The following is a 24,999-nucleotide window of genomic DNA, read 5'->3' as shown; positions in this document are numbered from 1 at the left end:
AGGTCTTGTTTGGAAACTTTGACGACCGGAACAACATCGCCGACGCCTTTGAGTTCGCAATCACTGTCCAATTCAAAGCCACCTTCGCAATGGCCTTGCAACAGCCAGCTGGTCATTAGGGAGGACGGCGATTGTTTGGTGTTGGGCATGGCGGCTTCCAAACCACCCAACGCTTCGCGCAGTTTGGTCAGGATATTTTCCGCTTTTGTCGTGGTAGCATTATTAATCAATAAAAAACCACGCCTTGTATCAAATACGGCTTCAGTCCGAGTGCTTTTTGTAAAAGCACGAGGAAGCAAGTCATCAGTAATTTGTTCTTTCAGTTCTTGTTTTTCCTTGCGACCTACATTTCGACCTTCACTATTTTGAATTTCCAAAACCTTGTCGTCCAAAATATCTCGAATCACGCCGGCAGGCAGAACTTTTTCTTCTTTTTTGAGGGCTACTCTCCATGTAAAATCGGCTGGGAAGACTAATTCTGGAGAAAAATGAACAGGAGAGGAAAAACCCTCTGAAAACCAATCCAAGCCTTGGCAAGGAGAAAACTCTGATTGTGCCAGCTTGTTCGAAAGATATTCGAAATCCGGTAACTTCTCTTTGCTAATGGGATAAAAACTTACTTGTTTGAACCACATCTTTATTTCCTTTCTGTCATATTCAAAATTTACCTTTTCTTCCTAGCCGATTCCGCATGTATTTTCCTTTACTTACTTCTTCAAACTCGGTTTAAATATATCGAATTGATCCTTGTCACCTGACTTATGTTTGCGGTTATAAGCTCGTCTAACCTTGCTTACCGTTGATGTACTACATTTAAGTGCGGATGCTATCCCTGTAATACTCACACCGTTTAATGTGAGTTGGATAATACTTTTGTGCAATTCCTCATTTGCAGGCCGGCCTTTCATCCGCCCTTCTTTTTTTGCTCGTGCAATACCTTGGTTTGCACGCTCTCTTCTTGTCTTCCAATCCTCATGGGCAATACTTAAAGCCATACGCAAGAACATTTTTTGCAAGGCTTCCATCAGTGGTTCGGTTAAATATTTTGGAAGAGAATCACCCTCACCCATAAGTTCATCTAAGTTACCGAAAGAAAAAACGTCGGGGACATGCAGCTTGGCTCCTTTTTCGGTGATTCTTTGAATCAGTAATTCTGCCTCACGGGGTGGGAGGCGAGTGATTCGATCAATCCTTTCTGCAATAACCCAATCACCCTCTTGAAGATCATCGATAAGTCGATTCAATTCGGGACGACTTGCATTTACCCCACTCGCCTTTTCCTCATAGATTCCAGCTATGTAAAATCCATTTTCCTTAGCCTCATCGATAATTTTGCGTTGCCGCTCTAAATTTTGTTGTAGTGTGCTTACTCTAAGATAAATCCGTGCGATTTTGAGGTAGCTCATGTATTTTAAATCCTGTAATTAATCCACTGGATTTTAAGTTATTGTATTTATATTTTACAGTAGTATAATGTGTACTGTAAATAACCTATGGTCAAAATACAGTATTCTACCGAATAGTTCAACTTTGTAATAATAATTGCCGTTGTCTATAATTTTGGTTATGTCTGTATATAAGCCGGTCGAATCCAAAAGGGAGAAGAAAAAATTGCCCTATAGTGGTAAACAGGATATACAGAATTTGATTGTTGTCTTATTCCAATGATGCTTTTCTTACCAAAGGATTTTGATCGTTTGAAAATTATTGCTTATACGAGTCCAGATGGTGATGAATGGTTAACTGCACTTGAAGCAAAGCTAAAACACCGAGAAGGAATGATCTACTACAGCCGTCATCGTCCCGGCACAAGAAAGAAAATGGTTTTGACCAGGAGGAAGGCGACCAATTTTTTTCGCTATTACAGTGAGGCCGACTCCGGTGGTGCTTCTGCTCCTGAATCGCTAACCCACTTGCTTTGCAAACAAGTGCTGAACGAACTATCCAACTTGCCCGGCGGCCTGACGACTGTTCTAAATTATACTGAACACACCGAGCAACATCCGCCAGTTACTATTAGACTGAACCGTGCATTATCCGAATATCGGATAGAGATAGATGGCAAAACATTCTATATTGATGTTTTGCTTGAATTTGATCAACCAGGTAACTCTTCCCTACTCAGGCATGAGATAAGGTGGCGGAGGCAATTGGCGGTTGAGATTTGGCATACATCACGATTGGCTTCTAATGCACCTAAATGTTTAGCCTTATCGAAAATAGGGATACCGGTGGTGCAGATACGGGCAGATAAGGGTTCATTTTTGTATATTGATGAAGACGAGCTACTCAATTACGATAATGAAGAAATCAAAAAACGCATAGATCGCCATGTAGAGAAACTTCGGAACACCTTTCGGAAACAAATTCTCTGCACCCTACTCCGTAATCCTTTGAGTACGGATTTTCAGACGGCCTTGACCCTACATAATCAAATAAAGGCCAATGAACAACAAGTAGAGCAAATAAAAGAAGAGTTTGAGGTGCTGAAGAATAAACATGTTTTATTGGAAGCCGAATATTCGGCTTTGGCTGCTCAGTACACAGCCTTATTAGAACATCAGAAATCCCAAGGTACTCCCGAGAAAAGGGGCATGCCGGAAAAACATGGGATTCTACGACGTATGGCCAATAAGCTGTTCAAGTTGAAATGAGCTTTTGAGGCTGATACAAATTACCTAAAGGAGAACTATATATGAAGAAATTTTTGATACCTACATTGCTGGCTACCGCCTTATTGACACAAGCTGCTTGCGGTAATATGGCTGGCAGCGTGGCTCAGGAATTGGTAAGTTCCTATTTGGTTGATCGTACTATTTATGGCCGGAATGTCGTCATGGGTACATCTTGGCCAAACCATGACAAAGATATTCGTGAAACACAAAGTACAGAAGTGCCTGGTGATTTGTTGAATTATGTGAAAGACGGAGGGTATCTGCGTGTTGATACTGATACAGGAAGTATTGTTCGGTTCACACCTGAAGAGTTCCAGGCTTTACGGACCAAAAATGGAATTATTGATCCAGCAACCAGTAATTATAAAGACAATCTGATTTTAATGAGTTTAAATCTCAAAAAAGAACATAACTATAAAGAAGTTATCAGGATTGCAAAGCGAGATAAGAGTATTATCGTATTGAAAGGTCTCCTTAATGATTCCATTCCTGAGACAGTGACAGAGGCTAAACGCTTTACAGATGAGGGTATTACCGTATTAATTGCACCGCAGTTGGTTAAACTCTTTAGGGGATATGCCGTACCGACATTTGTTCAAGCCAATGTTTTGCCAGATGGCAAATATGGCTGCGACAAAAATCCGGAGGTGAAATGTAAAACATATTTTGGGACAGTTGGTTTGAACCATAAGCCGCTGTTTTCATTTGGTGCGAAGTCCCAAGAATAAAAGGAGAATATTAAAATGAAAAAAATTATAATTGGATTATTACCAGTTATTGCCATTTCAAATGCCCTGGCTGAGGGAAATTTCTTAAATCTTGCATCAAAGCCGGCCAAAATTGACGGAGCATTAGAAGCTTCTTTGGATAAACCCTATCCCAAGTTTGTACAAGATTGGATGAAAGACAGTAAATTGGCGGGGCTTAGTCGGATTGTTCAAGGCAAGGTTTTTGAAAGTACGGGAACAATCGAACGAAAATTCTATGCAAGATCCGAATCTGAACATGAAAAAACAGTTGAGGATGCAGTAGGAACTTTCAAAGCATATTGCGAACATCACAAGGGGGCAGTTGAAACACTGACTTCCGATATTTTCTGTATCAACGGCAGACAAGTACAGTGGATGGGATGGTGGTACAAAGAAAACTATACAAACTTTGCCTTTGCTGAGGGATATACAGGGGAGCAAACCTACCGCAGCAAAGTTACGGATGTACAACCCGGTAAAAAAATCACTACTTCCTATGGGTCTGCTTTGGTCTTAGAAAAAGGTGAGAATGGCTTAATTAAAATTCAGCCAAGCAGAGGCAATGAACGTTGGATTACAAGTGATAGTATTCAAGTAACCTATAAATAATGGGATGTGCATCATATAAGAAAGAGGATTGGTAGCTGAAATGCTACCAATCATTAAGGAGTGCAAATTGAAAACAAAATCTAAAAAACTTTTTAGGCTTGCTACCTTATTTGTAGCGATATTCTCCATCTCCACACCTGCGGTAATGTTTTTTAGTACAGGGGCAGTAACATTAAATCTTTTTGTTGAGGGTTTTTGGATAATTGGATTGCTTCAATCACTCGTGTTTGCCACCATTGTAGACTATTACATTGGTTCTAATGAAGCAGTAACCTCATTTGGCAAATGGCAGTCTTTTGATATGCCTATTGGTGGTTTGAATTCCAAGATTCATGGTGGTGATCCACTTTCGGAATTTCATGACGAATTATTTGAAAAAGAAATGAGGCAAAACGATCCATTTTACGCTCATGAAGTTGATAACATTTGGCATGGAACAGACTTAGATTCGAGTTCTGAGGAGTATTGGAAATAAAAAACAGGAGATTTATAAGCTCCTGTTTTTTATATACCTAGCTATTTAACACTTCTCCTATTGCTGTTACTATTTTCTCAAAGGCTGCTTTTGATTCGATAGTTTCAAGGTCATTGCCGCCACTATAACTCATACGCACTTGATAGTCGCCTTCACCCATCTCTTCAATCTGTACAACGATTTGTGCAATACTCATTTTTAAAATCCTCTCTGTCTAAAAAAATTATGAACAAAGCCCCAGCTACGCTTGTGTTGCCGGTATTCATTTGGAGCTGTTGGGAAGCTGGCCCAGATACCACCTAATTTCATGACTGCCTGCTCATAATTGCCATTTAAAATAGCTTCCATTGCACCTTTTTTAGCTAAAATTAAGGCTACAGCAGCTTTGTCTTGTGTGGCAGGACTAAAATCCGTGAAGCCATATTGTTTTGCCAGTCCTTTCCATGTATATCCCATGAATTGATAGCGGCCGGAGGCATCAGACGTGCTTCTACTACCATCAGTTCGAGTAAAACTACGTCTAACAGAGTTACCTGGGTGACGGGAGAAGTCCGTAATTCTATAGTTACCAATCGCTGTTTGATAACCATGTTTTACACCTTCTGATGCTGCAATAAAATCAAGAAAGGCACGCACTTTCGGATTATGAACATATCGCTCTAATGCGGCTTGATTATGAGCAGTTGAAGCTTTTAATACATAGTTTCCTCTCACTTGTCTTCCACTTGATATTCCACGCCACATTACCCCGTTGCCTCCATATGAGGTGGCATTACGCAACGGGGTTATTCCTTTGGGCGGAATACAGCGGATCCGCTAGACTTCGTATTCCCTGGACGTTGAGGAATTGGTTGGTCAAATTCGGATGCTAAAGCCGGATTACCCAAATGGGCTGTTGCTTGATCTACCCCGGCACCTATCGGTCCTTTTCCTTTACGAACGTCTTCCATTAGATTATCGTATCTTTCGCCGGCGGAGTTCCAGGGTAAAGCGTGAGTATTAATTCTCATGGCTACCCCATTTGTTTCATCTTGAGCTTTTTGAGCATGTGTTGCCAACCTACCAACTTCTTGGCGGTAGCTATTTCTACCTTGATTAATATCGCCTTCAATTTTGCCAGACTTACTTTCATAGTTCTGTTCCAGTTTCTCACCTCTACTACCGATGGCAGCATTAATTCCATCTGGAATCACACCTGCCTGATGAGCTTGGGCTTGAACATTTCCAAATGCCGCCCCAACTCCGGATGAAACTTTATCAGAGTAGTATTTATAAGCGGGTTGTGTATTGTTTTGAGGTCGATCTTCAGGTGAAAGATTATTAGGTTTCCAGCCTGAACTTTCAGCAGCAACTTTTAAACGACCATGACTATTTTCACCTGCACGAATTGCAGCATTGTAGGTTCCTCCCTGCCCTGCATTCAATTCACTCATAGTCAATTCAGGGTTGCCCTGTACCAATGCATTTGTGTTATCTTGGGAAATAGTAATGCCATTACCATATGTACGAGCTGCCATTTCTCGATAAGATTGAGCTTCTTGGAAGCTTTCTGCAGCCATTTGTGAAGCCTCTCTTGCTTTACTAAAGTTAGCTTCGGCTGTTTGTGCCAAACTATTACCAGAATTGAGTGCAACTTTATATGCTTCTGATTGGGAAACTTTGTCAGTAAAATTACTATCGAAGCTAACACCTTGGCGAATACCTGCTTCAATACTTTTACCAATTTCAGCAACCATTTGATCTCTATTAATAGCATCTCCTCTCCAATTTAAATTTCCATTGGCACCAATAGAGCTTTGGATATTTCTAGCCATTTGTCCAACGATTCCAGTGCTTTTAAAAAGACTTTCCAATCCCTGTGCTCCTTTTTGAATCATAGTTTGAGCTAATCTACTAGAAGCAGATTTCTGTTCAGATGCTGTTTCACTTCCACGGGTATTTCCACCTACGCCTAGTCCAATTGCAATGGCAGAGGCAATAGAAGAAGCATTGCTGATACCAAATTGTTGGCCAATCTTCTTACCTCGATCTAAAACGTAGGAAAATTTATTACTTTCAGCTGCATCCAAACCCATTCCGTAACCCTCAGAGGCACTTCTATCCATACCATAATTAGTTGCAAAGGCAAGGCGGTTTGAATTTCCCTGAGATACAGACTCTCGTATAGAAGCCTGCCATTGTTGAGCAGCTGTTTCTGCACGGTCTGCCGCCTTTGAATATGATTCCGATTGACTAATCTGTGATTGAGAGGAAACGCCAAGACTACTATTCCTCATCTGCGCTCTACTATCTCCAGTTACCATATTTGTCCATGAGGTACCAGTAGCTGATTGAGCAGTCATCATTTGAGGATCGGTATATACAGGATTTAAGCTAAGTTTGTTGGCATTGCTATTGTTGTAGTTCATATTGCCGGCAGAGTAATTCCCCGCCCCTGCTTGAGAACCAGCGGCCTCACCAGTTGTCTTGGCTGATGTAGTCATACCCATCATACCGTTTAATAGACTACGTCCGCCCATAGCAAGAGCACCGGCGATGACTGGGATTAGCCACATTGCAGCTCCAGCAGCTGCTTGTGCATCGGCTGCTGCCATCAATAACGTATCACCTGTTCCCGGTGTAATAACGCCGTTGGCAGCTTCCACGCTAAACAGACGCTTCGCATTCATAGTCATAATCATATTGATGATACTGGCCACAGGTGCCCAAAGCTGAATCCACAGCATACTCATCATGTAGAAGCTCAATAACCGGAATGCCATGATGCCGCCTAACATGGCGAGAATCATTACAAAGGGGAATAAACCAATCAGAATGGCCTCAGCAGCAGAACGAATCAAGGGAAGATTCCAACTTGCCATTGATGAGCCGGTTTTTTGGGCTGCAATATACTGATTACGGGCTTGAACTTGAGCAAATGCCTGCTGTACAGCAGCCGAATTTCGGTTGCGTTGGCCATTGATAATGCCTGCTTGACGAATAACCTCAATCATCGCCGCCTGTTCGATATTTTTCAGAGTATCGAAGCGGGAATTGTCCAGCAGATACTGGAATGAGCTATTGCCTAACGTGGCCAGGGCATTTACCCGGTTTATTCCTGCCGAATTTGTACCCAAACCTGCAAAAACACGATCAGCAATGTAACTAGGCAAGTAATTTTTGCTATAAAACTCCGTGCGTTCTTTCAGTAGTTTTGCTGCTTCATTGCAGGTCATAGTTGTTGATTTGCCGTTGTACTTCAGCCTTCCGTTCTGTTCAGCTGTAGTTTGGGAAACATTAGTAAACAAAGCTTGGTTGGTATTGCTTAATGTGGCAAGAATATCTGTACTTTGTGCTAAATCTTGAACTGTGTAGAAGTGATACAGGTTCATATCAAAAAATGAACACTGATTCATAAACAGTGCCCAATCTTGAGTCAACTGTGTATCCGGGATTCGTGCTTCACGAATATTTTCTAACAAGCGTGTTCCGAATAGCATGCCGGTGCGTGAGTAATTGAGGTCGTCCGGCAGGTGGTTAACTTGCTCGGCTTTGCGGGTAATACTTTGGCCAAAAGAACTGACAAAGTAGCCCATATAAGCAAGGCCGACTGGTACATTGCCAACGGTATATTGACGGCCTGTATATCCATACCCACCTGATTCAGTAATGAGTACAGTGGTTTTAGGGACCATCATACCCATCCAACAAAATAACACGACAAACAAATAACTGAAGCTTTCCCTCAAATCCAATTTGAAGGCAGCAACAGCAAGAGTGACCAGGAACCCAAATAAAGCAGCAGCCTGCATTGCGCCACCCATCATCGTGGATCCCGATATTGTGGCAACGCCATTGAAAACCGCCCGTACAGCTTCCCCGTTACCAGGGAAAGTAAAGTATTCGACAGCCATCATCTCTCCTTAGAAACGGTTCATCGAATCGAAATTCATGGAGTTGTTGGTATCTACAAAGGCCGAACGCCATTGTGTTTCAAACTGCTCCATAGCCCTCATCATGTTTTCTTCGATCTCGATTTTTTTCATTGAATCAATACGTTCCTGATAAATTCTGCTTCGTAATTCACCAAGGTTGGCAAATAATTTTCGAACCGCGTCTCCACTGGCTTCGTCTGTCTTGTTATACATACCCAAGGTTGAGCGTACCTGGCGTTCCGATTGGTCCAAAATATTGGCTACAATATCTACAGCAATGGCATCTAAAACTGCTGTTTTTTTCAGATAGCCAGTTCCAAGGAAGGCATCGGATACAGCCATTTTTAATATAGGTAACTTACTATTATTGACAATGGCTGCGATCTGCTTGCGCGTAGATAAATCCCAACCTTGGTTATTCCTTATTGAAGTCGGAAGTGTTTCAAGGCGTTTATGAATCATGTACCGTAACGAAGGTACTTCAACATTATTCTTCTCAGAACAGTTCTCCATTAATTTCTTTGAACCATTCCTACATGTCCACATGTCCAGTACGATCTTTTCGCGGATTTCGCCGCCTGCATTATTTTTACCGTTCAATAAATCTTGGATACTTAAGATTCGTGGTTCAAAACTTTGAATACCTACCCTGTACTTATCTTTGTCTTCATCCTCTTTCGACAAAGGAGTAAAAACAACCGTGCCCAACATGCTGTAGTAGAAGTCCATGTCAAACCCTAATTTAGTACGCTGACCGGTATAGTTTTTCATGGCTTCATAAGTCAAATTACCACCGGTAAAGCTGATAGTGTCTTGTGGTTTGCCAGTATTCCGAACTTTATTGGATTCTTTGACTAAATTGTCAGCTGCTTGGCAGTACCATGCTGCTTCGCCACCATCGTCTGCCGAGCCTGAATCAACAGATGCTGCTCGACAGTTTGAGCTGGCCAACGAACCCAATTTCCCCATTACACCACCGACAATATCCTGACTCAGTTTGCAACTATTTAAACTGCTTTGATTAACCTGATTGACCAAGTCACGAATACCGCCGATTGCGTCTTGAATCATGGGATCAAGGGCTTTAAGTGCTAAGTCGAATGCAACACCGGCCGCATTGTTGCCAAGATTGCGGGTAAATTGGATAAACTGTTCTTTACTTGCAAAAGAGAATGAGCCGGCAAAAAAATCTATACCGCCACAACCGGCACTTATTGACGGTAGTTGGATATTGCCGAGACTGACATCAGAGACCGGATTGCGAACATTAATGCTGCCACCGGTATAAAGGCTGCCACTTTGACCATGGAATGCGCCTGCCTCAGAATAATTGGCTTCTGCACCCATTGAGTTGAACATGTCAGCCATATTCTTCTCAATGCCGGCACTACTATTAATGGGGAGAGACAGTGACGCTGCCAAACATAGATATTTTGAAGAGGAAACACAAACAGCCAGCACTTTGGCCGGCTTTGGTAATCGAAAGATGTGAAATTTCATAACCGCTCCGATGAAGCGGTTATAGTAGGGGAATCCTTACTATAACCGAGATGAGTTACAGTAAAGACTTGAGATTAAGGAAGCTTTATTTTACCTAAATTATCTGTATTGTCAACCAGTTAATACATTGAAATATAAATATTAAAGGCCCTATATAGGGCCTTTAATTTGATTAATATAATGTTCCGACAGGGCGCGAATACGCTAAAAAACGATCCTCAAGCGTGGTTTGTGCCATTACCCCAAATCCAATTGGTGTAAATTGCTTGGTTTTTGTGTCCATGACGTACATGGCGGGTACAGTAGTAACATTCAACCTTTGTGCAATACCATTGTTCGGTAAAGCACGCGGGAAATGATTAAGGCCACCACCATCAAGACTGACCGGCATAACTTTAATTCCGTATTGGTCGGCAAAGTTTTTCAAGATTGGAGCCATGGTATGGCAGTAAGGACAATCTGATTTGAAAACAAACAGAATACCGTTCTCTCCTGCAAGTTTTCTAATTGCCTCAGCCTTTTGTTGCTGACGGTTATGATCATATTGTTGCTGGGCCAGTTGATTGTTCGGACGACCACGTTGGCTGTAATCCAAATTTGGGTTCTGCCAAATTACCCTTTGCCATTGGTCAGTAAACGCCGCAGATTTGTTCATAACGACCTCTTGAAGTTCAATATATCGCTTCAAATTTTGAGGTGTGGGATTCATGACGGCAATTTTACGCGACTCATCCAAATTTTTTTGCAGCATTTCAAATTCTGCAAGTTCATTACGAACCGGAGTGTTTTGAGTCTGGCTTTGTCTAGGCTGTTTGGGCTTTTTGGCATCCGGATACCATAAGAAAGCACGGTTTTCATTTTTCCAAATATCTTGGTCATACCACCCCATACCCTCGGCTGCAGCCTGTAAAAAAGAGGCAGACATGATGATTGAAAGGATAGTTAGGATTAGATTTTTCATGATTTTTATCGCTTATTAGGACAAACTTCCATATCGACTGATTGTGTTGGTGCAAGGCTTTCATATTGCGGTGTCGTTTTGAAAGTCAGACGTACTTTATTACAGCCCGGCTTGTTTTTTAATGCCTCTTGCCTGACTGCCTCAATGTAGATAGGCACTTCTTTCTTGAACTGTTTGTGCACCGCAGCAGCAGCCTTCCCACTAAAATGCCCTCTGGCTGAACCATGGCGCATAGCCAAAGCTAGAAGCACGTCCGGCTTACCATCAGGCAGTGGGATAGACGATTTCACCAACTTCTCGGTTTTGTCTAATGAAATGCCGCCATTAAACGTTTCTGCAGCATGCAATGGCCCTACTACCATGCTCATGCAGACTGCAATCAACGTAGTGAGTTTTGATTTATTGATCATAGTAGTTTTTTACCTCGTTTGAACCTTTTTTGATATTTTCAACCGCACCTTCGATAGCATGGTTTGATTGCTTGGAAACATTGGCCATATTTGCGTAAACGTCATCATAAAAACCCGCAAGGTCCATTTGGGAAAAATCGATTTTCTCCAAATCTTGAGCGGTGAAACCTTCACAGCTTGGATTTTCTGGAGTACCCCACCCTCTTCCTAATTGAGCTTTACCTTGCACGTTTACGATTTTGGTTAATTTGGAGATATAACAGCACTGAGTCTCCATTTTAGTCACACATCCGCCCAGGGCTTTGGAACTACAATATGAACCGATGTAGTGGCACAAATCGGCTTTGCGCTTCATTGCGACCAAGATTTCTTTTTGATCGCATTTCAACCATTGCTGTAATGCCATGATTGCAATGGCAATCGCAAAACTCACCGGGTCGAAAGTAACTACCAACTGACCGCCCTGAATACCGGCTGTAAAACCAAAAGCACTCAGCCCGGTTGGTCCGCCTGCCGCCGCCCCACCTGCTGCTGCCGAAGCACCGGAACCACCAAGACCGGCAGCACTCAACGCAGTCGTCAAAAACTGAGGCGCATTGGTTTGCAACAAAGTATAGGTATAGTGGCTGGCTACGCTGGACAACAGTTGTTTCGCAGCATATTCAGTACCTGCTTGAACGACAAAGTCGATCATTTTTGCTGGGTCAGCGTCTGTTTTACAACAATCACCACCGAAAACACCGTCTAAAGCACCACCTAATTTAATAGAGCATTTATCAGGCTCACCTTTGAAAAACTGCTGTTTCTCAGAATCATAGAACCTTTGGCTTTCCCGAGCCATTTCCATGGCACTTATGGTTCTTGCAAAATCTTGGTCTTTACAGCTTGAGACCTCTCTTGTTGTTTCAGGAGAATCTATACATTCGTACTGTTTATCTCGCGCCTGACATGTACCGTCAGGCAATTTGTGCGTACATTTATCTTCAATTAACTTGCAATTTTTATTACGGTCATAAGCACTGCATTCATCGGCATCATCACCGGTCATACATTGCATAGTGCGCTGTTCTTTCCAACATTCGCGTGTGACAGGAACACCATTAATTATTTTAGTGCTTCCAGGCTCTACGCATTCTTTGGATACAACCTTGCATTTTTTATCCTTGGCGTGACAAGATGATTCATCCCATTCAGTCGTTATTGCATGGGTATGCTCCAACTCTTCCACTTTTTCGGGCAGACGGCCATTGTGAAGTGTCTTCAGATTCACATCACAGGAATATTGGTGCGTGTATCGCAAACATTCGCCGGCTTCAGATTTCTCAAGACAGTTCTGACCCTGAACCTCACATTTTGCTTCTGGTTTTTTCAATGGGGCACAATAATCAGCCGGGTCTTTCTCTAAGCACTGATATTCAGCCTTATATTCCCAACAGTCTTTTGTAATCTCTACGCCATTGATATTTTTTGTTGATGGGCCATCCACACAAACATAGGATAGCTTACGACAAACTGCTTCTTCACGAATAGCAGCTGCCGCTGGTGCCGTTACCAACATGAAATGGCTGATAATTACCATAAGAGAAATCAAACGTTTCATCATTTGACCTTCTCCTCATACTCTTTGCAGCCATCCTCCCAAGATTCTGTACAAATCGGATCACAGTATTGATGTACGCTGAAAATCGATGCACTTTCACCACCGCCACCTGCAATAGTACGCGTCCAAATAATGTTATTGCCCTCTTTCAGGTATGGACGGATGTCAATGTTCAAGTCTTTCTTCCATGAAGTTTTTCGTTCAGCGATACCAATTGTATTGCCTTTTTCATCATATACAGGGCTGATTGTCCGCCAAATGCCCTGTTTGAAATCTGCATAAAACATCTGATTGTTGTAACTGCTATAGACGATAGTGTCATTCACTTTCACAATCAGCCAGTCATCGTATTCAACGCGTCTAAGCGTAAATTCAGAAAGTTTCTTCAGATTTTTGATTTTTACGATGAGTTCACGGTCATATTGGTTATCTCGAAAATAGTCGTCACCAATCGAACCAAAGGTAAGTTTATGCGTATGCTCGCCCGGTGTTTTGATAAAGCTGACTTGCATATCCCCCTGTAACGTACCAGCTTCAACACCCGCTGTTGTACAGTCAGGTGCCTGTTCACACACCACTTTCAATTTTTTACTGCATTGATACTGGTTATTTTGATATTTCGTCTCCAAACATGAGTAATTCCAGTTTGGATCTACTTTAACCTTCAAAGCGGCCTCACATAGGAAGAGTTCTGCACCAGTATATTCGCTGCAATGCTTCACGCTTTTAATGGCCGGTACAGTTATTTTTTCTGTCGGACATGCGGTTGATGGAACAGTACCGATACTGCCATCTGCATTGACCGGATATTTCCATTTGTACTTTTCCAGCGTTTCTGCCGGATCGCCGGCGATTTTCTGTGTTCCTGTAACCAGTTTCTCATTTGGAGATACCGTTACATCAGGTCGTTTGGTACGGTTGCCTGCAATCAGGTTTACACCTTCACATTCTTGCCGCAAATACAGATCAGGATTGGCCGGCAGGTTCTTACAGTCATTGAATTTTGCATCGCCGAACTGGGTGGGAAGCGACACCCCCCCGCCATAATATTGCTCGGCCATAGGCACATTGTCCGTATAGCGCGGAGTATATTGGGCAGGTTGCATCATATTATTGACCGTGCCCGAACCCAAACTGCCTCCCAACTCACTGGCGTATTGGCCAAAGTCTTCGGCATGGGCCGTTTGATACAAACAGAGCAAGGACAAGATAATTACTGAATACTTCATTTTCTGCCTTCCAGAGCGGCTAATTTCGCATTTGCAATATCGGAAAGTTTTTTGTCTTTAGATTCACGGATCAAGTGTTCTAACGCCGCATGTAATGACACATCACCTTTTACGGCAGCATGTTCTGTACACATACCTAATTCTGAATTTACAGCACAACCGTCTAAACCATCTTCGCCATTTCGGGCTATTACCGTGACAGGGACTTCGGTAATACCATAATGGTCGAAGAGTTCAGGATGAATCAGCATATCGCCTTGTAAAGCCGCAAGTTCTTCAGCCGCCTTAACCGTGGCTTTCAGTGAGTCGTCTTTAAAACCACGGATAACCATTACACCACCCGCTTTTGCTGTTTCATGGGCAATACGTTTCAAGCTGGCTTCAGGCATTGAAAATGATACAAATACCAACAAATCTGCCTTTTCCGCAGCTTGTCGAGCTTCTTGCGAGGCAGGACGGTATTTTTGTGCAATAGACATTGGATCAGCCTTGATTTTTGCATTACCGTAGTCACGAACATCGGGCACACGGTGCTTGATACCTTCCAACTCCGGAACTTCTGGTTGCTGCCGATTGTCGCCGACATTCGGGTTTTGGCCTTGTGTAACTTTACCCATGGTTGTACGCAGACGGTTTCTCGCCGCCTCTACATCAGCATCGGCGTAAGCACTACCTACTCCGGCCAAACCACCTAAAAGACTGAGGACGACACCTCCGGCTACGATTACATTGCGTAAAGACTTGTCCATCACTCTATCTCCTGTCAATCACTCTTAAATTTATATGCACCGCAGCAGTCGCGCTTACGGAAAAGTTGGAAGGCAAACTGATTGCCTTTGTAAGGAAAGGCTTTGCCACTGTCTCTGACTAATGTTGAACGTCCAATAGGATCACAACAACGACCTTTATATTTTCGTGCAGCTACGGGATAGGTCATGGCCATTTTGTAGTTCTGCTTATCCATTACCGGATTAAGTTTGTACCCGCATAAGGCATCCTTGCCTGATGCTCTCCAAGCTACCAAATCCCTGTGCATTTTTGCCTGCATTCTTGCCACCATTAATTTGGCAGCCTGTACTTCAGAGAAATGGCCGGACATCCATCCTGATAATGGGTAAATCGATCCGTGACAACCTGCACACCAATACAATTTACTAAATGGAAAGCCAGTTGCAGCTTTTACACAGTCAGCGGCACAGGCTGCTTGTGCAACCACATTGGCAAAGAGCGCGGAATCAGGAGCTTGATAGACGGCCAATGACGGATATTTCCAAGTAGGATCCAGTTCTGTCATCCAACCAATATCCAAAGTACCCTCTTCGATACAATCGTTGTCCAATAAGGCTTCCAACCAAAACACAACCGGATTCTTGTACCAATGAACTTGGTAAAAGGCATTGTGCTGCTCATGTTGCTCATTCCGGCCACGCTTATGCGCGCCACCAAAAAGCTTTTGAATCTTATTTGATGTATCAGCCTTATCCGCTGTTTCAGACGCATCCACTTTTTGCTTTTTAAGAGAGATACCGCCCAGGCTCACCATACAGAACGGTGTACGCACGACTTCTACCAAGTGTGTCGGCTCCCAAAAGGAAACCGTTACGCCTGCACGGGTAGGCTTACTACACGCACAAAACCAATCATTTGGGGTGGATTTGTTGTCTTCCTGATTTGAGTAGTTTAGGTTGATACTTCCGCCAATTTTGATTGGGAACATGCAACTCCAACAAATATCGTTTATTGGGTTTAGCATCTTCCCTTGGCAGGTTAATTTATTTGAATTTGAAGTATTAGATACAGCCTCAGCAGCGTGAGACAAAGAGAATGTGGGAAGTAGCAATAATGGAAGCAGTAATTTCAGTGGGGATAAAAAATTTTTCACGGTTTCATGGCCTCTACGCGGAGCCGGTTCCCTTCTTGGGAAACCAAACTTGGAACTTCAGACAGCTGAAAACTTTTTGACATACGTCCTTGTTGGTCGTAATAAACTGCCTGGTCCATTTCTGCTGATAACTCATACCAATCGCCTGCAGTCAGAATAGGCATAAATGATTCACCATATTCTGCTGCAAGTTTCTTGGCTAGATCGATTTGATCAGGTTCTCGGCCATCAAAGAAAAACATTTTGAATGGGATTGGGGCTACTTCCAAAGGTTTAACCACGGTTCCGGCAGGAGCAATAATTTGGCCGTCTTGGTCATAAATTGTTTCAGTCAGGGTATAACTTGGGTCAAAGTAACGAACAGAACCTTTGGTTGCCTTCGTTAAACCTTCTACCGGCGGTAAATTTAGGGCAGAGCGATTTATTCTTTCTTGAACTTCTTTCTGCATTGCAGCCAATTGGCCACTGTCTTGTTTAGCCTTTAAACGTGCTTCAATTTCGCGAATTGCATGTTTTTCCGCTATTGGGTATGTTGGGCCAATTTTTGCACCGGCTTGCTCACCGGAATGTGTCGATGCGATTACCCATGATGAAATGCCTGTTGCGAGTATTGCAACCAGTGTTACCGAAGCTATCTTTTTTTTATGAGACATACTCACTCCTAAAAAATCGGGACCGCCTTACCAATAATTTGCCCTGAATGGATTAAACCGGATAACTCGTAGCGACTGTCCAAGCTGTCTTTGTGTCCTGTTTTAACCCACATGTACCGTTGGGGAATTTCCCCTTCAAATGGATTGATTGCCAGCTTCATGCCATCTAGGGAGTATTCTTTTGCAGTACCTACCTCTTTACCATCAATGAAAAAAGTACGATTCGTTTTCGTTACATGATTTCCGGGAAGTCCGGCAACCTCTTTGATGACCTGCGTACCGATAGGGTAAAAACCGCCTTGCCATGCAAAGGCCACATAATCGCCCTGCTTCAGATCACTTAGCTTGTTCACATCTTTTTTGATGAGGTAAAGATGATGAGGCAATGAATAGGAAAGATTTAAAGCTAAAGCAAAATGTTGATTGAATACCAACAAGCAGACGACAACGGCTAAAAAAGGGGTTGCATATTTTTGACAAAATTCCTGATAAAGACGTTTCAGAACTGCTTTGTTGCTTTCTTTTTGTGCCATTTCCATCATTATTCCAAATATCAACGCGCCGCTTCTTCTTCGGTGACTGGCGTACCTTTACCCTCTTCCATCATCGGTGCCGGAGCAGTCTGTTCAACTTGTGGATGTGCCGGTGCCGCAACTACAGCTGTGGCAGGAATACGTTTATCCAACTCTTTCATGATGTCAGCCGTAATATCAACCACCTCTGTGTTCCGTCCGACCAAGGCAGATTTGACAAAGATGTTACAGCCGCACTGAGTTACCTTTTCCTCGATAACCTGTTGCAAGGTATTCATTTTTGCTTGATAGTTTTGGAGGATGGCGGCTCGTTGCTGGTCGGAAATTCCATTCTGCAGCCCTTGGTTTTTTGCCTGTTCCTGGTAAGTCATGGAGATACCGGCCAAATCAACAATATGGACTGGTTTCTCATTGGTTTTCATGAAATTCCATACACCCAAACCCAATGCAGCGATAGAAATTGCGCCGATTACAAGGCTGCCCAATGAAACCTCTACACCGTTATCCTCCGGATTCTTTTCCGGAGCGGTATTTGCTGGGTTTTCTTTCTTTTCTTTTGCTTCAGTCATCTTAAAATCCTATCCTCTGCATAATTAGTGGGTTGCAGCCCGGTCCCTTAAAACTGCTTCAATGGCCTCGGCTGTATTCAATCCCTGATTTCTGTAATGGTTCACGGCTTCAACGTCTTCTGCTTTTGAGCTTGAGGCAAGTACATTGAATGGATCTGAGTACAACCGTCCTACTCCATAACCTATCGGGGTAGAGACAAATATTTCACTGTAGTAGTCAGTTTTGCTCAAAGTTCGGAGAATCTGCATAATTCCATCATTGATTTCAAAAGGTTCTTTCTCTTGAATGGTTTTGAGCGATTTAGCCCCGGTACGCAATTGGAAAACAAAGTCGGCGTTCTCTAACGCTGCTTCAGCTGCCTTGGTCTTGTAGTAGTCATTTGCACCTTGCGTCAGCGTACCGCATGCGCCTTTGTACTTACGGACTCGGCGGTAGCCTTCCTCAATAAAACGAGCAGCTGTACCTGTATCACCCAACAATGCCCAAGCCTCGTCAATCATCATGATTTTGTACTGACTTCGTGACAGGTACATACCCTGCATAATGCGGTACATAATCAGCTGCATGATGATCTGTTGCAGATCCGGCTTGGTTTTTAACTCTTCGAGTTCCAGTACAACCAAGTCATTTTTAAATTCGACATTCAATTTCCCATTGAAGTAACTGCCATAGATACCTTCTGAACAGTATGTGTACAGTTGGTCGGCAACGGCCACCATAGACAGATCTCGTTCGCCGGGTTCTCCTCCTTCATTGCTGCCGGTAATCAAACACCTGAGACAGCGTTCTCTTACATGATCAACCGTGCCTTCTTGTCCAAATTCGTACCATACTTCTTCAATAATTCGTTGAAGCTTGGCTTCCTGCTGTTCAGTTAGGGAGCCTGACGGAGAGGCCATCAATGAAAAGATCAGTTTCAACATTTCAATATCTTCATTGATGTCTGTTACCATTTGGAATGGTGGGAAACACAGCCCTGCTTCATAGGTAAATTCGATATATTGACCGCCAATCATTTGGCAGAATTTTTCATACGAACGGCCAACGTCGATAATCCATACCTGAGTTCCCAGCCCCATGTAATTGCGCACAATTTCATTGGCAAAAAATGATTTACCGGAACCGGAAGCTCCAATAATGGCGAAGTTATAGTTACCGGCGGGGTTGGCAAATAAGTCGATTCCCATAGCCTGGCCACGCTTACCAAACAAACCGATGACAGGTCTTCCTAAACCGTGCCACTCACCGATAATGGGAGACATACAGACAGCATTGGTCATGGTTTTGGTTGACCATCTTTTCTTACTGTCCAAATATTTTTCAACCTCTTTGTCGATAGCCATCGGGAGGGCAGTCAAATATGATCCCAGTTGAAGATATTGGTCGCGATAAAGACCAAACCCTTGAGACTGCCAAATAGATACCGCCTGGCTTTCTGCCAAGTTGATGTTTTCAGGTCTTTCCCAAATAACAACTTGGTGCAACAAACTCACCAGACCACCACCGCCTTTACCGAATGCTTCAAGGCAAATGTCGTAATCACGTTTGATTTTTGCAGCCTCCGGCATGACTGCGGCCATCTTGGATTCCGCTGTTTGTTTGGCACGAGCGGCCTTTAGTTTTACGGTATTGCTGGAAGTATCATAATCACGCTTGAACATCGCCATGGAAATCAGAAATGGTGATGTGTAATTCATGTTTGCTTCAATGGCATCACCGATCAATGCACCCATATTGGACAGATGAAACTCTTCCGGGTAACGATTGGCCGAATAGCATTGAGCGATCACGCAATCCCCCGCAGCACGGTTGCCAAATCTCAGCCCCGAACCACTATCAAGAACCTTGATAGATGTGCGGGTCTCAATCATTTGTTCACTCAAGAATTTAGTTTCGTCCCAAACAGGATCGATTTCATCTTGTTGGCCAGTAAACATCCTATTAGGATTGAGTAGGAGTGTTGTCCAACCCAATAAATCATTTGCATCCCAAGTATGGTGATAAATCTTCATGGAGATGAGTGCATCGCGCATACGGGCAAGGAGAGAAACGGCCTTACTGACTTCAACACCGTTGTCAGGCGAAATATTCAAATTTACACTGAGGATACAGCGCAGATTTCGTAAACGAATGGCCGTATTTTCTACTAAGACCTTCTGTGTGCCCTTATTCCAAAATTCAGTACGTTTCTTGGCCAAAGTTTCAAAGGTGCTCCGCATCGGGTCGTCGATAGGACGTGATGCTTGGACTTGCTCATATTCATTGAAGTAGTTTCTCAGATCAGGGGAGCCGAAAATCTGCACTTGTATGGGCGTTTTTTCAGGAAGCAGCGCATACAGGTTGCCCCACTTACTGATCAGGTCATCACTGCCACCTAAAAATGGGTTGAGTTCAAAAACAAAGCCCATACCCAACGGTTTGTCGCCTTTAACGGACATCAGAGTAAATAACTCTGTTTTGGTATCGTATGCACCATAATTGAGATAGTCGCTCAAATGGTCAAAGTCAGGATCAACAGGGTTGTTGTGTAAGGCTTCCATCGGTTGATCGACATCATCCGAACCAGCTAACCAATTTTTAAATTTTGACAGGACACCCATTACATACCTCTAGCGAGTGGTACCGGGAATACCCGATGTTTCCTGCAGATTAAGATTCACACCAACATCGGGAATACGGTCATTTGTGTTATTTGAATTGGTTGAAGAAGTATCAACCGAACTGTCTGAAGTTTTAGATCCATTCCCCAATAAGCGGATAGGACGGTACTCGTCTATGATCTGTTGCTGATTGTGGGCTATTAACCAATCACCCTGATTCAGAACGACATATGTGAAACTTTGATCATTTAAATCGCCATCCGTATCAAGATATGGAGCAACCCAAATACGAGCAATTTCACTTTGAGAGCGAATGGGCGTACCGGAGGAATAAGCTTGCGTTAACATCAATGTTCGGGCACTTTGATCTGTGTAAGGTTGTCCAACCTGTCTTTTCATGCCGTCTTGTAAAACGCCTGCAACAGATGCTTTATAGTTACTGCTTATGGATGCGCAATAAGGATCATCACTGTTCCAAGCATTTGAGCATCGGAATTTTTCACTACCGCCGATACCGGACATGGTTAAGGTTGAACATCCGCTAAGAATCAAAATTACCGCAGTAATTGATAAGGCTTTCAAACGCATCATTCCGCTCCATTCAACCATTTTTCCAATTCAGCACGCGGCATAGCACCGGATGTACGCCGACCATCTTTATGAATCATGCTTGGAGTACCGCGAACTTTAAGCTGCTCTGCGAGTGCAATATTTTCTGATACAGGGTTTTTACAGTTACCGGCTGCCGGTTCTTTATCCATCAGCATGTAGTTATTCCATGCTTTTTCACGATCTTTACTGCACCAGATACGTTCTGCTTTTGAAATTGCATCAGGGTGGAGGGATTTAATCGGGAACATGAAAACGTATGCGGTATAGTCTGTCATGCCGGCCAATGTTTCTTCCAAACGACGACAGAACGGGCAATCTGGGTCAGAAAAAAGTGCAAATTCACGTTTGCCTTTACCGCCATTGCCTTTAACGATTTTGATGGCGTTTTTGAATGGCAGTTGGGAATAACTTTTTTGTATTACCGCTGAACGAGACATCTCGGTCAAGTCTTTCTGCTCTTGCATATCGTACAGCGCGCCAAAAATGAAATAGCGACCGTTTTCTTGTACATAGGCTATGTTGTCACCCATTGTCACTTCATAAATTGAAGCCATGGGGGTGGCCTTTACTGAAGAAAACGTGGTATTTGGGTACAACTTGCGCAGAGTGCTTTCGACAGTTTTGACATCGGCAAAGGCCGTCTGAAAAGCTGTGATTGCTGCAATAGTGGCCAAGATTTTCTTTTTCATTGAATCCATCCTATTTAGTTTCGCCGGTATCAATTTCGATACCTTGAGTCAGTACGACATCCACTTGACGGCCTGCATTGACTTCGACCACAGGGAATACCTTGTCGGCAAGTTTGATATAGTAGTCAGCCAGTCTGTCAGCTGCACCACCGATACCGGAAGCAATTCCTGCACGGTATTGATCACTGCCTCGAACGGAGGTCGTGCTTCCAAATGCAGTATCACTTGTCACTTTGAATGCTTCGGATACGCCTTTACCCATACCGCTGATAACGCCCGACATCAGTGCATTCGCCAAGAGTTGACCTTGTTTCGTTACAAGATTGCCTCTAACACCTGTTTTTCCGTCTTCACCGGCAACGTAACCTTTTACTGGCATATCAATGGCTCGGCCATCGGTACCTACACAGCTGAGATTCTGCAATCTGATGTATGCGCGTTCTGAAGATATATCGCCGTAAGCCTGACCGGTAACGAAGCACTCTCTAAAGTTGTATTTAAACCGGTTGGGCAGTTGCGCAAAATCAGTTACGCGCATTAAAACTGGGTGGGGGCTGGCATTTTGTGCTTCACCCCCGGTCGGTGCATCAACCCCACCTAACAGTACAGATCGGAAAAAAGTACCGCTCGGTATATACGAGTCTCGCGCCCGAAACTTGCCTTGAGAGACGGAAACTTTTCCGCCGTCTTCAACTACTTCTATATTCATACGCGGAGTTTTTGATTTAACCCACTCCGCTTCTTTTAATTGTGGGGAAACCCGTACATTTTCATTCGGATTTCCGGTATTTACTGCTCCAGTCGTTCCAGGTTGCAGCTCCGCATCATTCATACTTCCTGAAACAATTCTTCGTTCAATGGGTCTGTCTGTTGCAGGAGCTGCCCCATTTGGCAATGTACCTGCCGGAGGTGCTGGGGGGAGTTGGCCGTTATCGCCAATGCCGCTTATTGCCGGCGGCTTGCCTAAACCATCGGGTCCCAGTCCCTTACTTGAGTCAGGATTGCTACCGTTCTCTTTTGCTTGTAACTGCTGAACCATGGTTTCCAATTCGCTGATTTTTCGATTCGCATCTTCAATCTTCGAACTTTCTGTGTTCATCCATAAAGAGTTGTCTGTAATGCCTGCTTGTGGACTTGTAAAATCAGTTTTAAGGATCTGCTGTTTGTTTTGAACCTGTGTGACTTCGGCTGATTTCTTTTTGTTACCTTCAATGACATAAATCGCACTGCCTACAATTGCTGCCATACCGCCTGCAACCATACCTGCAATGGCCAACTGCCTTTTTCGTGCAGCTGATAGGTTAAATTTGTTTACTTTCACCCTCATCTCAACCTCCCAGACGGCTGATAATAAATACGTCGGTAATTTCTCCGGGTTGTAGAATCTGTTTCCGTACCGCTACCGCCAAAACGCCTTGTCGGTAAAATTCCTGCTCTCTAATTTCAAGTTGTTTGGAACCCAAATTAGTCAATGTGAAAGAAAAACCCTGCATATCGGCGGCGGTGTAACTTCCGGTTTGAACAAACAGCGTGTTTTCCCACAATGGGATGGTTTGGTATTCACGACTGTGATTGATGCCCATATCGCCGCTAGTACCACTCATCATGGAGGCCATCATTTTCTTGATGGCTCGCACATATTCGGTACTATTCATCGTCACAGGCATAGGACCGCTTTTCGCAGCCAATACTGCTGCTTCATGACGATTTGCACCTGCCACATCGATTACGATGTTGTCACCCTGTTTCGATGTAGGCTTAAGAACCAGCAAGTAGGTCTTACCCTCCTCGCTTACAACAAAAAGATTTGTAGGATTTGAGGTCAAACTTCGAACAAACAGTTGACCTGTTGTCGTATCTTTCTGAAGCTCAAGATCGCCATCCATAAATTTCCATGAGGCAATTCGACCGCCTTCAATAGCGATTCTGCTCAAGTTGCGTTTACTTACTGAAACAACGTGAGGTGTATTTTCTGTTGCAGCCACACGTTGCTCGGCAAAACTAGTGATGGGTCCAGCTACCAATAAGGCAGTAAAGACAATTTTTTTTAATGGTGAACACATATCAATTACCGCCTTTAAATTCTGATGCCGTTTTACTGATTTCTACATCCTCGGTTTTTACTTCGGATTCTTCCTGATTTGCGGGTTCTGCTTTAGTTACGCGCTTTTGAACTTCTTTAATCGATAGTAATTGCAGCGTTCCATAATTATTTTTGAAAGAAATGAGTAGCTCGCGGTCTTTTTGCTCCACTACTGTATTGTTGCGTTTAACCTCAAAAACGCCACGAATGGAAACTGTATTGTCTGAAGTGTCTGCCGTTGCTTCTGTCGCACTAAAAGTGGTGCTTACATTATTTTTCTTAACCCATAAGGCATTTAAAGACAGTTCCTTTTCCAAGGCATCTTTATAATCAGGAGCAACGATTTTTAATAATTGGCTGTTTTGATAATCAACTGTTTTAGGGGTTACATTTAAAAGAAGATAGGCTGCATAGGGAGCCATTTCTTCAAGATATTCTTTTGAAAAAGCGATGTTTGATACAGTCATTGAACGCCGGATTTCCGGAGGAGTCAGCGTTGTTTGAACAACAGTACCTTTGAAGAGTACCGTCGCAGACAAAAATAGATTGGCAGTTATAGACATACCCAAAACTACCCAAAAAAAGACCTTGATGCCGGTTCTTACCGCTAATTCACTCAACATATACTCAGTCTTCAATTTAGAAACTCCCGTTTATTTGTTTCAGGTATCCGTTTGTTTTTTTCATTAATGGGTAGGTACCAATAAAGAACATGCAAAAAGAACCATTGATGCTTGCCCGACTTCAACTTTCCCCATCGCCATGCGATAAAAAGACTAAGCGACATGGAAATGAAAAAGTGACGAGAGACAATACCTATACCGAATCCGGACATAAATAAGATGAATACGTCCAAATCCCAAATAAATGCTTTTTTGGGATCGTCTATCGATACCGGAACTCGAAAATCTCTCATCACTTCCCTTTTTCGGTTTGATTAAACAATCAAGGTGAACATACCTTTAATGATGCCCGGGCCCAATGTTGCGGCCAGGCCAACACCCAAGCCGACGATACATGGCATGATGGTTTGTTTCATCAGACCTACGGCCAAACCGATCAAGAATGCAGTCAAGCCCAAAGCCATACCCAGATAGCCTTCAGACCAGCCTGATACCATGTCAGCCAAGCCTTTAAATTCAGCGCCGGTTGTAGCGGCCATTGCCAAGTTAGCGGTCAAAGCCAATGCAATCACGGCTGCGTATTTTGCTACTTTAGTTTGTTTGATATTCATAAAGAACCTCATATATAGAGC

General features: G+C 43.3%; 27 protein-coding genes. 4 read left to right on the top strand and 23 right to left on the bottom strand.

Features of this window, described 5'->3' with window-relative positions; genetic code table 11:
* Together rdgC and HMPREF2661_RS02180 are read right to left on the bottom strand one after the other, a co-directional pair.
* On the bottom strand, positions 1-635 hold a 635-nt coding region (rdgC, locus tag HMPREF2661_RS02185; RefSeq protein WP_070822244.1), incomplete at its 3' end, for a recombination-associated protein RdgC.
* Between the two features lie 72 nt (positions 636-707).
* A complete protein-coding gene (locus HMPREF2661_RS02180) occupies positions 708-1,406 on the bottom strand; it encodes a recombinase family protein (protein ID WP_070822222.1) in 699 nt (232 codons plus the stop codon).
* A gap of 291 nt (positions 1,407-1,697) precedes the next feature.
* Here HMPREF2661_RS02180 and HMPREF2661_RS02175 point away from each other — a divergent pair, with 291 nt between their 5' ends.
* From HMPREF2661_RS02175 to HMPREF2661_RS02160, 4 genes are all read left to right on the top strand, one after another.
* Positions 1,698-2,654, top strand: coding sequence for a hypothetical protein (locus HMPREF2661_RS02175; RefSeq protein WP_283140436.1), 957 nt, complete (start codon positions 1,698-1,700; stop codon positions 2,652-2,654).
* Between the two features lie 41 nt (positions 2,655-2,695).
* The gene (locus HMPREF2661_RS02170; RefSeq protein ID WP_070822220.1) at positions 2,696-3,403 is read left to right on the top strand and encodes a TrbC family F-type conjugative pilus assembly protein; all 708 of its coding nucleotides are present in this window, start codon (positions 2,696-2,698) and stop codon (positions 3,401-3,403) included.
* A 15-nt stretch (positions 3,404-3,418) separates the two neighbouring features.
* Complete coding sequence (locus tag HMPREF2661_RS02165; protein WP_049359969.1) at positions 3,419-4,033, top strand: hypothetical protein; 615 nt, start codon at positions 3,419-3,421, stop codon at positions 4,031-4,033.
* A gap of 67 nt (positions 4,034-4,100) precedes the next feature.
* Complete coding sequence (locus HMPREF2661_RS02160) at positions 4,101-4,508, top strand: hypothetical protein (RefSeq protein ID WP_070822243.1); 408 nt, start codon at positions 4,101-4,103, stop codon at positions 4,506-4,508.
* 37 nt (positions 4,509-4,545) lie between these two features.
* On the opposite strand, the gene HMPREF2661_RS11575 is transcribed toward HMPREF2661_RS02160, so the two are convergent.
* The 21 genes from HMPREF2661_RS11575 to traA form a co-directional block, all read right to left on the bottom strand.
* Positions 4,546-4,704 (bottom strand): hypothetical protein, encoded by a 159-nt coding sequence (locus HMPREF2661_RS11575; protein WP_162837463.1) that lies wholly within the window; start codon positions 4,702-4,704, stop codon positions 4,546-4,548.
* 2 nt (positions 4,705-4,706) lie between these two features.
* The gene (locus tag HMPREF2661_RS02155) at positions 4,707-5,288 is read right to left on the bottom strand and encodes a glycoside hydrolase family 24 protein (protein WP_239665074.1); all 582 of its coding nucleotides are present in this window, start codon (positions 5,286-5,288) and stop codon (positions 4,707-4,709) included.
* A 5-nt stretch (positions 5,289-5,293) separates the two neighbouring features.
* Positions 5,294-8,404 (bottom strand): conjugal transfer protein TraG N-terminal domain-containing protein, encoded by a 3,111-nt coding sequence (locus HMPREF2661_RS02150; RefSeq protein ID WP_070822219.1) that lies wholly within the window; start codon positions 8,402-8,404, stop codon positions 5,294-5,296.
* A gap of 6 nt (positions 8,405-8,410) precedes the next feature.
* A complete protein-coding gene (locus HMPREF2661_RS02145) occupies positions 8,411-9,922 on the bottom strand; it encodes a conjugal transfer protein TraH (RefSeq protein ID WP_070822218.1) in 1,512 nt (503 codons plus the stop codon).
* A 172-nt stretch (positions 9,923-10,094) separates the two neighbouring features.
* Positions 10,095-10,883, bottom strand: coding sequence for a thioredoxin family protein (locus tag HMPREF2661_RS02140; protein WP_070765318.1), 789 nt, complete (start codon positions 10,881-10,883; stop codon positions 10,095-10,097).
* A gap of 5 nt (positions 10,884-10,888) precedes the next feature.
* Positions 10,889-11,251 carry a hypothetical protein gene (locus HMPREF2661_RS02135; RefSeq protein ID WP_141759986.1) on the bottom strand — a complete coding sequence of 121 codons (363 nt, stop codon included), beginning with the start codon at positions 11,249-11,251 and terminating at the stop codon, positions 10,889-10,891.
* A 31-nt stretch (positions 11,252-11,282) separates the two neighbouring features.
* Complete coding sequence (gene traN, locus HMPREF2661_RS02130) at positions 11,283-12,896, bottom strand: conjugal transfer protein TraN (protein WP_283119052.1); 1,614 nt, start codon at positions 12,894-12,896, stop codon at positions 11,283-11,285.
* A complete protein-coding gene (locus tag HMPREF2661_RS02125; RefSeq protein ID WP_070822217.1) occupies positions 12,893-14,122 on the bottom strand; it encodes a hypothetical protein in 1,230 nt (409 codons plus the stop codon). Before HMPREF2661_RS02125 ends, traN begins: the two co-directional genes overlap by 4 nt.
* The gene (trbC, locus tag HMPREF2661_RS02120; RefSeq protein ID WP_070822216.1) at positions 14,119-14,871 is read right to left on the bottom strand and encodes a type-F conjugative transfer system pilin assembly protein TrbC; all 753 of its coding nucleotides are present in this window, start codon (positions 14,869-14,871) and stop codon (positions 14,119-14,121) included. Before trbC ends, HMPREF2661_RS02125 begins: the two co-directional genes overlap by 4 nt.
* Before the next feature lie 14 nt (positions 14,872-14,885).
* Positions 14,886-16,004 (bottom strand): TraU family protein, encoded by a 1,119-nt coding sequence (locus HMPREF2661_RS02115; RefSeq protein WP_049323354.1) that lies wholly within the window; start codon positions 16,002-16,004, stop codon positions 14,886-14,888.
* On the bottom strand, positions 16,001-16,657 hold the full coding sequence (locus HMPREF2661_RS02110; RefSeq protein ID WP_049359995.1) for a conjugal transfer protein TraW: 657 nt from the start codon (positions 16,655-16,657) through the stop codon (positions 16,001-16,003). The genes HMPREF2661_RS02115 and HMPREF2661_RS02110 overlap by 4 nt, the downstream gene beginning before the upstream one ends.
* A gap of 8 nt (positions 16,658-16,665) precedes the next feature.
* Positions 16,666-17,190, bottom strand: coding sequence for a S26 family signal peptidase (locus HMPREF2661_RS02105; RefSeq protein ID WP_283119053.1), 525 nt, complete (start codon positions 17,188-17,190; stop codon positions 16,666-16,668).
* 20 nt (positions 17,191-17,210) lie between these two features.
* Positions 17,211-17,759, bottom strand: a complete 549-nt coding sequence (locus tag HMPREF2661_RS02100) for a hypothetical protein (RefSeq protein ID WP_049359999.1) — start codon at positions 17,757-17,759, stop codon at positions 17,211-17,213.
* A 24-nt stretch (positions 17,760-17,783) separates the two neighbouring features.
* Positions 17,784-20,360: a type IV secretion system protein TraC gene (gene traC / locus HMPREF2661_RS02095; protein WP_070822215.1), complete on the bottom strand. Its 2,577-nt coding sequence runs from the start codon at positions 20,358-20,360 to the stop codon at positions 17,784-17,786.
* A 9-nt stretch (positions 20,361-20,369) separates the two neighbouring features.
* A complete protein-coding gene (locus HMPREF2661_RS02090) occupies positions 20,370-20,951 on the bottom strand; it encodes a TraV family lipoprotein (RefSeq protein WP_141759985.1) in 582 nt (193 codons plus the stop codon).
* Positions 20,948-21,661, bottom strand: a complete 714-nt coding sequence (locus HMPREF2661_RS02085; RefSeq protein ID WP_070822213.1) for a DsbC family protein — start codon at positions 21,659-21,661, stop codon at positions 20,948-20,950. The genes HMPREF2661_RS02090 and HMPREF2661_RS02085 overlap by 4 nt, the downstream gene beginning before the upstream one ends.
* Positions 21,662-21,671: 10 nt before the next feature.
* Positions 21,672-22,988, bottom strand: coding sequence for a TraB/TrbI/VirB10 family type IV secretion system protein (locus HMPREF2661_RS02080; protein ID WP_070822212.1), 1,317 nt, complete (start codon positions 22,986-22,988; stop codon positions 21,672-21,674).
* A gap of 1 nt (position 22,989) precedes the next feature.
* The gene (locus tag HMPREF2661_RS02075) at positions 22,990-23,724 is read right to left on the bottom strand and encodes a TraK domain-containing protein (RefSeq protein ID WP_049323363.1); all 735 of its coding nucleotides are present in this window, start codon (positions 23,722-23,724) and stop codon (positions 22,990-22,992) included.
* Position 23,725: 1 nt separating this feature from the next.
* Entirely contained in the window at positions 23,726-24,367 is a 642-nt protein-coding gene (locus HMPREF2661_RS02070) for a TraE/TraK family type IV conjugative transfer system protein (protein WP_070822242.1), read from the bottom strand.
* A gap of 11 nt (positions 24,368-24,378) precedes the next feature.
* A complete protein-coding gene (traL, locus tag HMPREF2661_RS02065; RefSeq protein WP_049323364.1) occupies positions 24,379-24,660 on the bottom strand; it encodes a type IV conjugative transfer system protein TraL in 282 nt (93 codons plus the stop codon).
* Positions 24,661-24,681: 21 nt separating this feature from the next.
* Complete coding sequence (gene traA, locus HMPREF2661_RS02060; RefSeq protein WP_070822211.1) at positions 24,682-24,978, bottom strand: TraA family conjugative transfer protein; 297 nt, start codon at positions 24,976-24,978, stop codon at positions 24,682-24,684.
* Between the last annotated feature and the right edge of the window lie 21 nt (positions 24,979-24,999).

The organism is Neisseria sp. HMSC061B04 (genome assembly GCF_001836705.1).
Taxonomy (GTDB): domain Bacteria; phylum Pseudomonadota; class Gammaproteobacteria; order Burkholderiales; family Neisseriaceae; genus Neisseria.
Note: the sequence above shows the minus strand (reverse complement) of the source record. Positions and strands in the feature narration are given on the sequence as shown.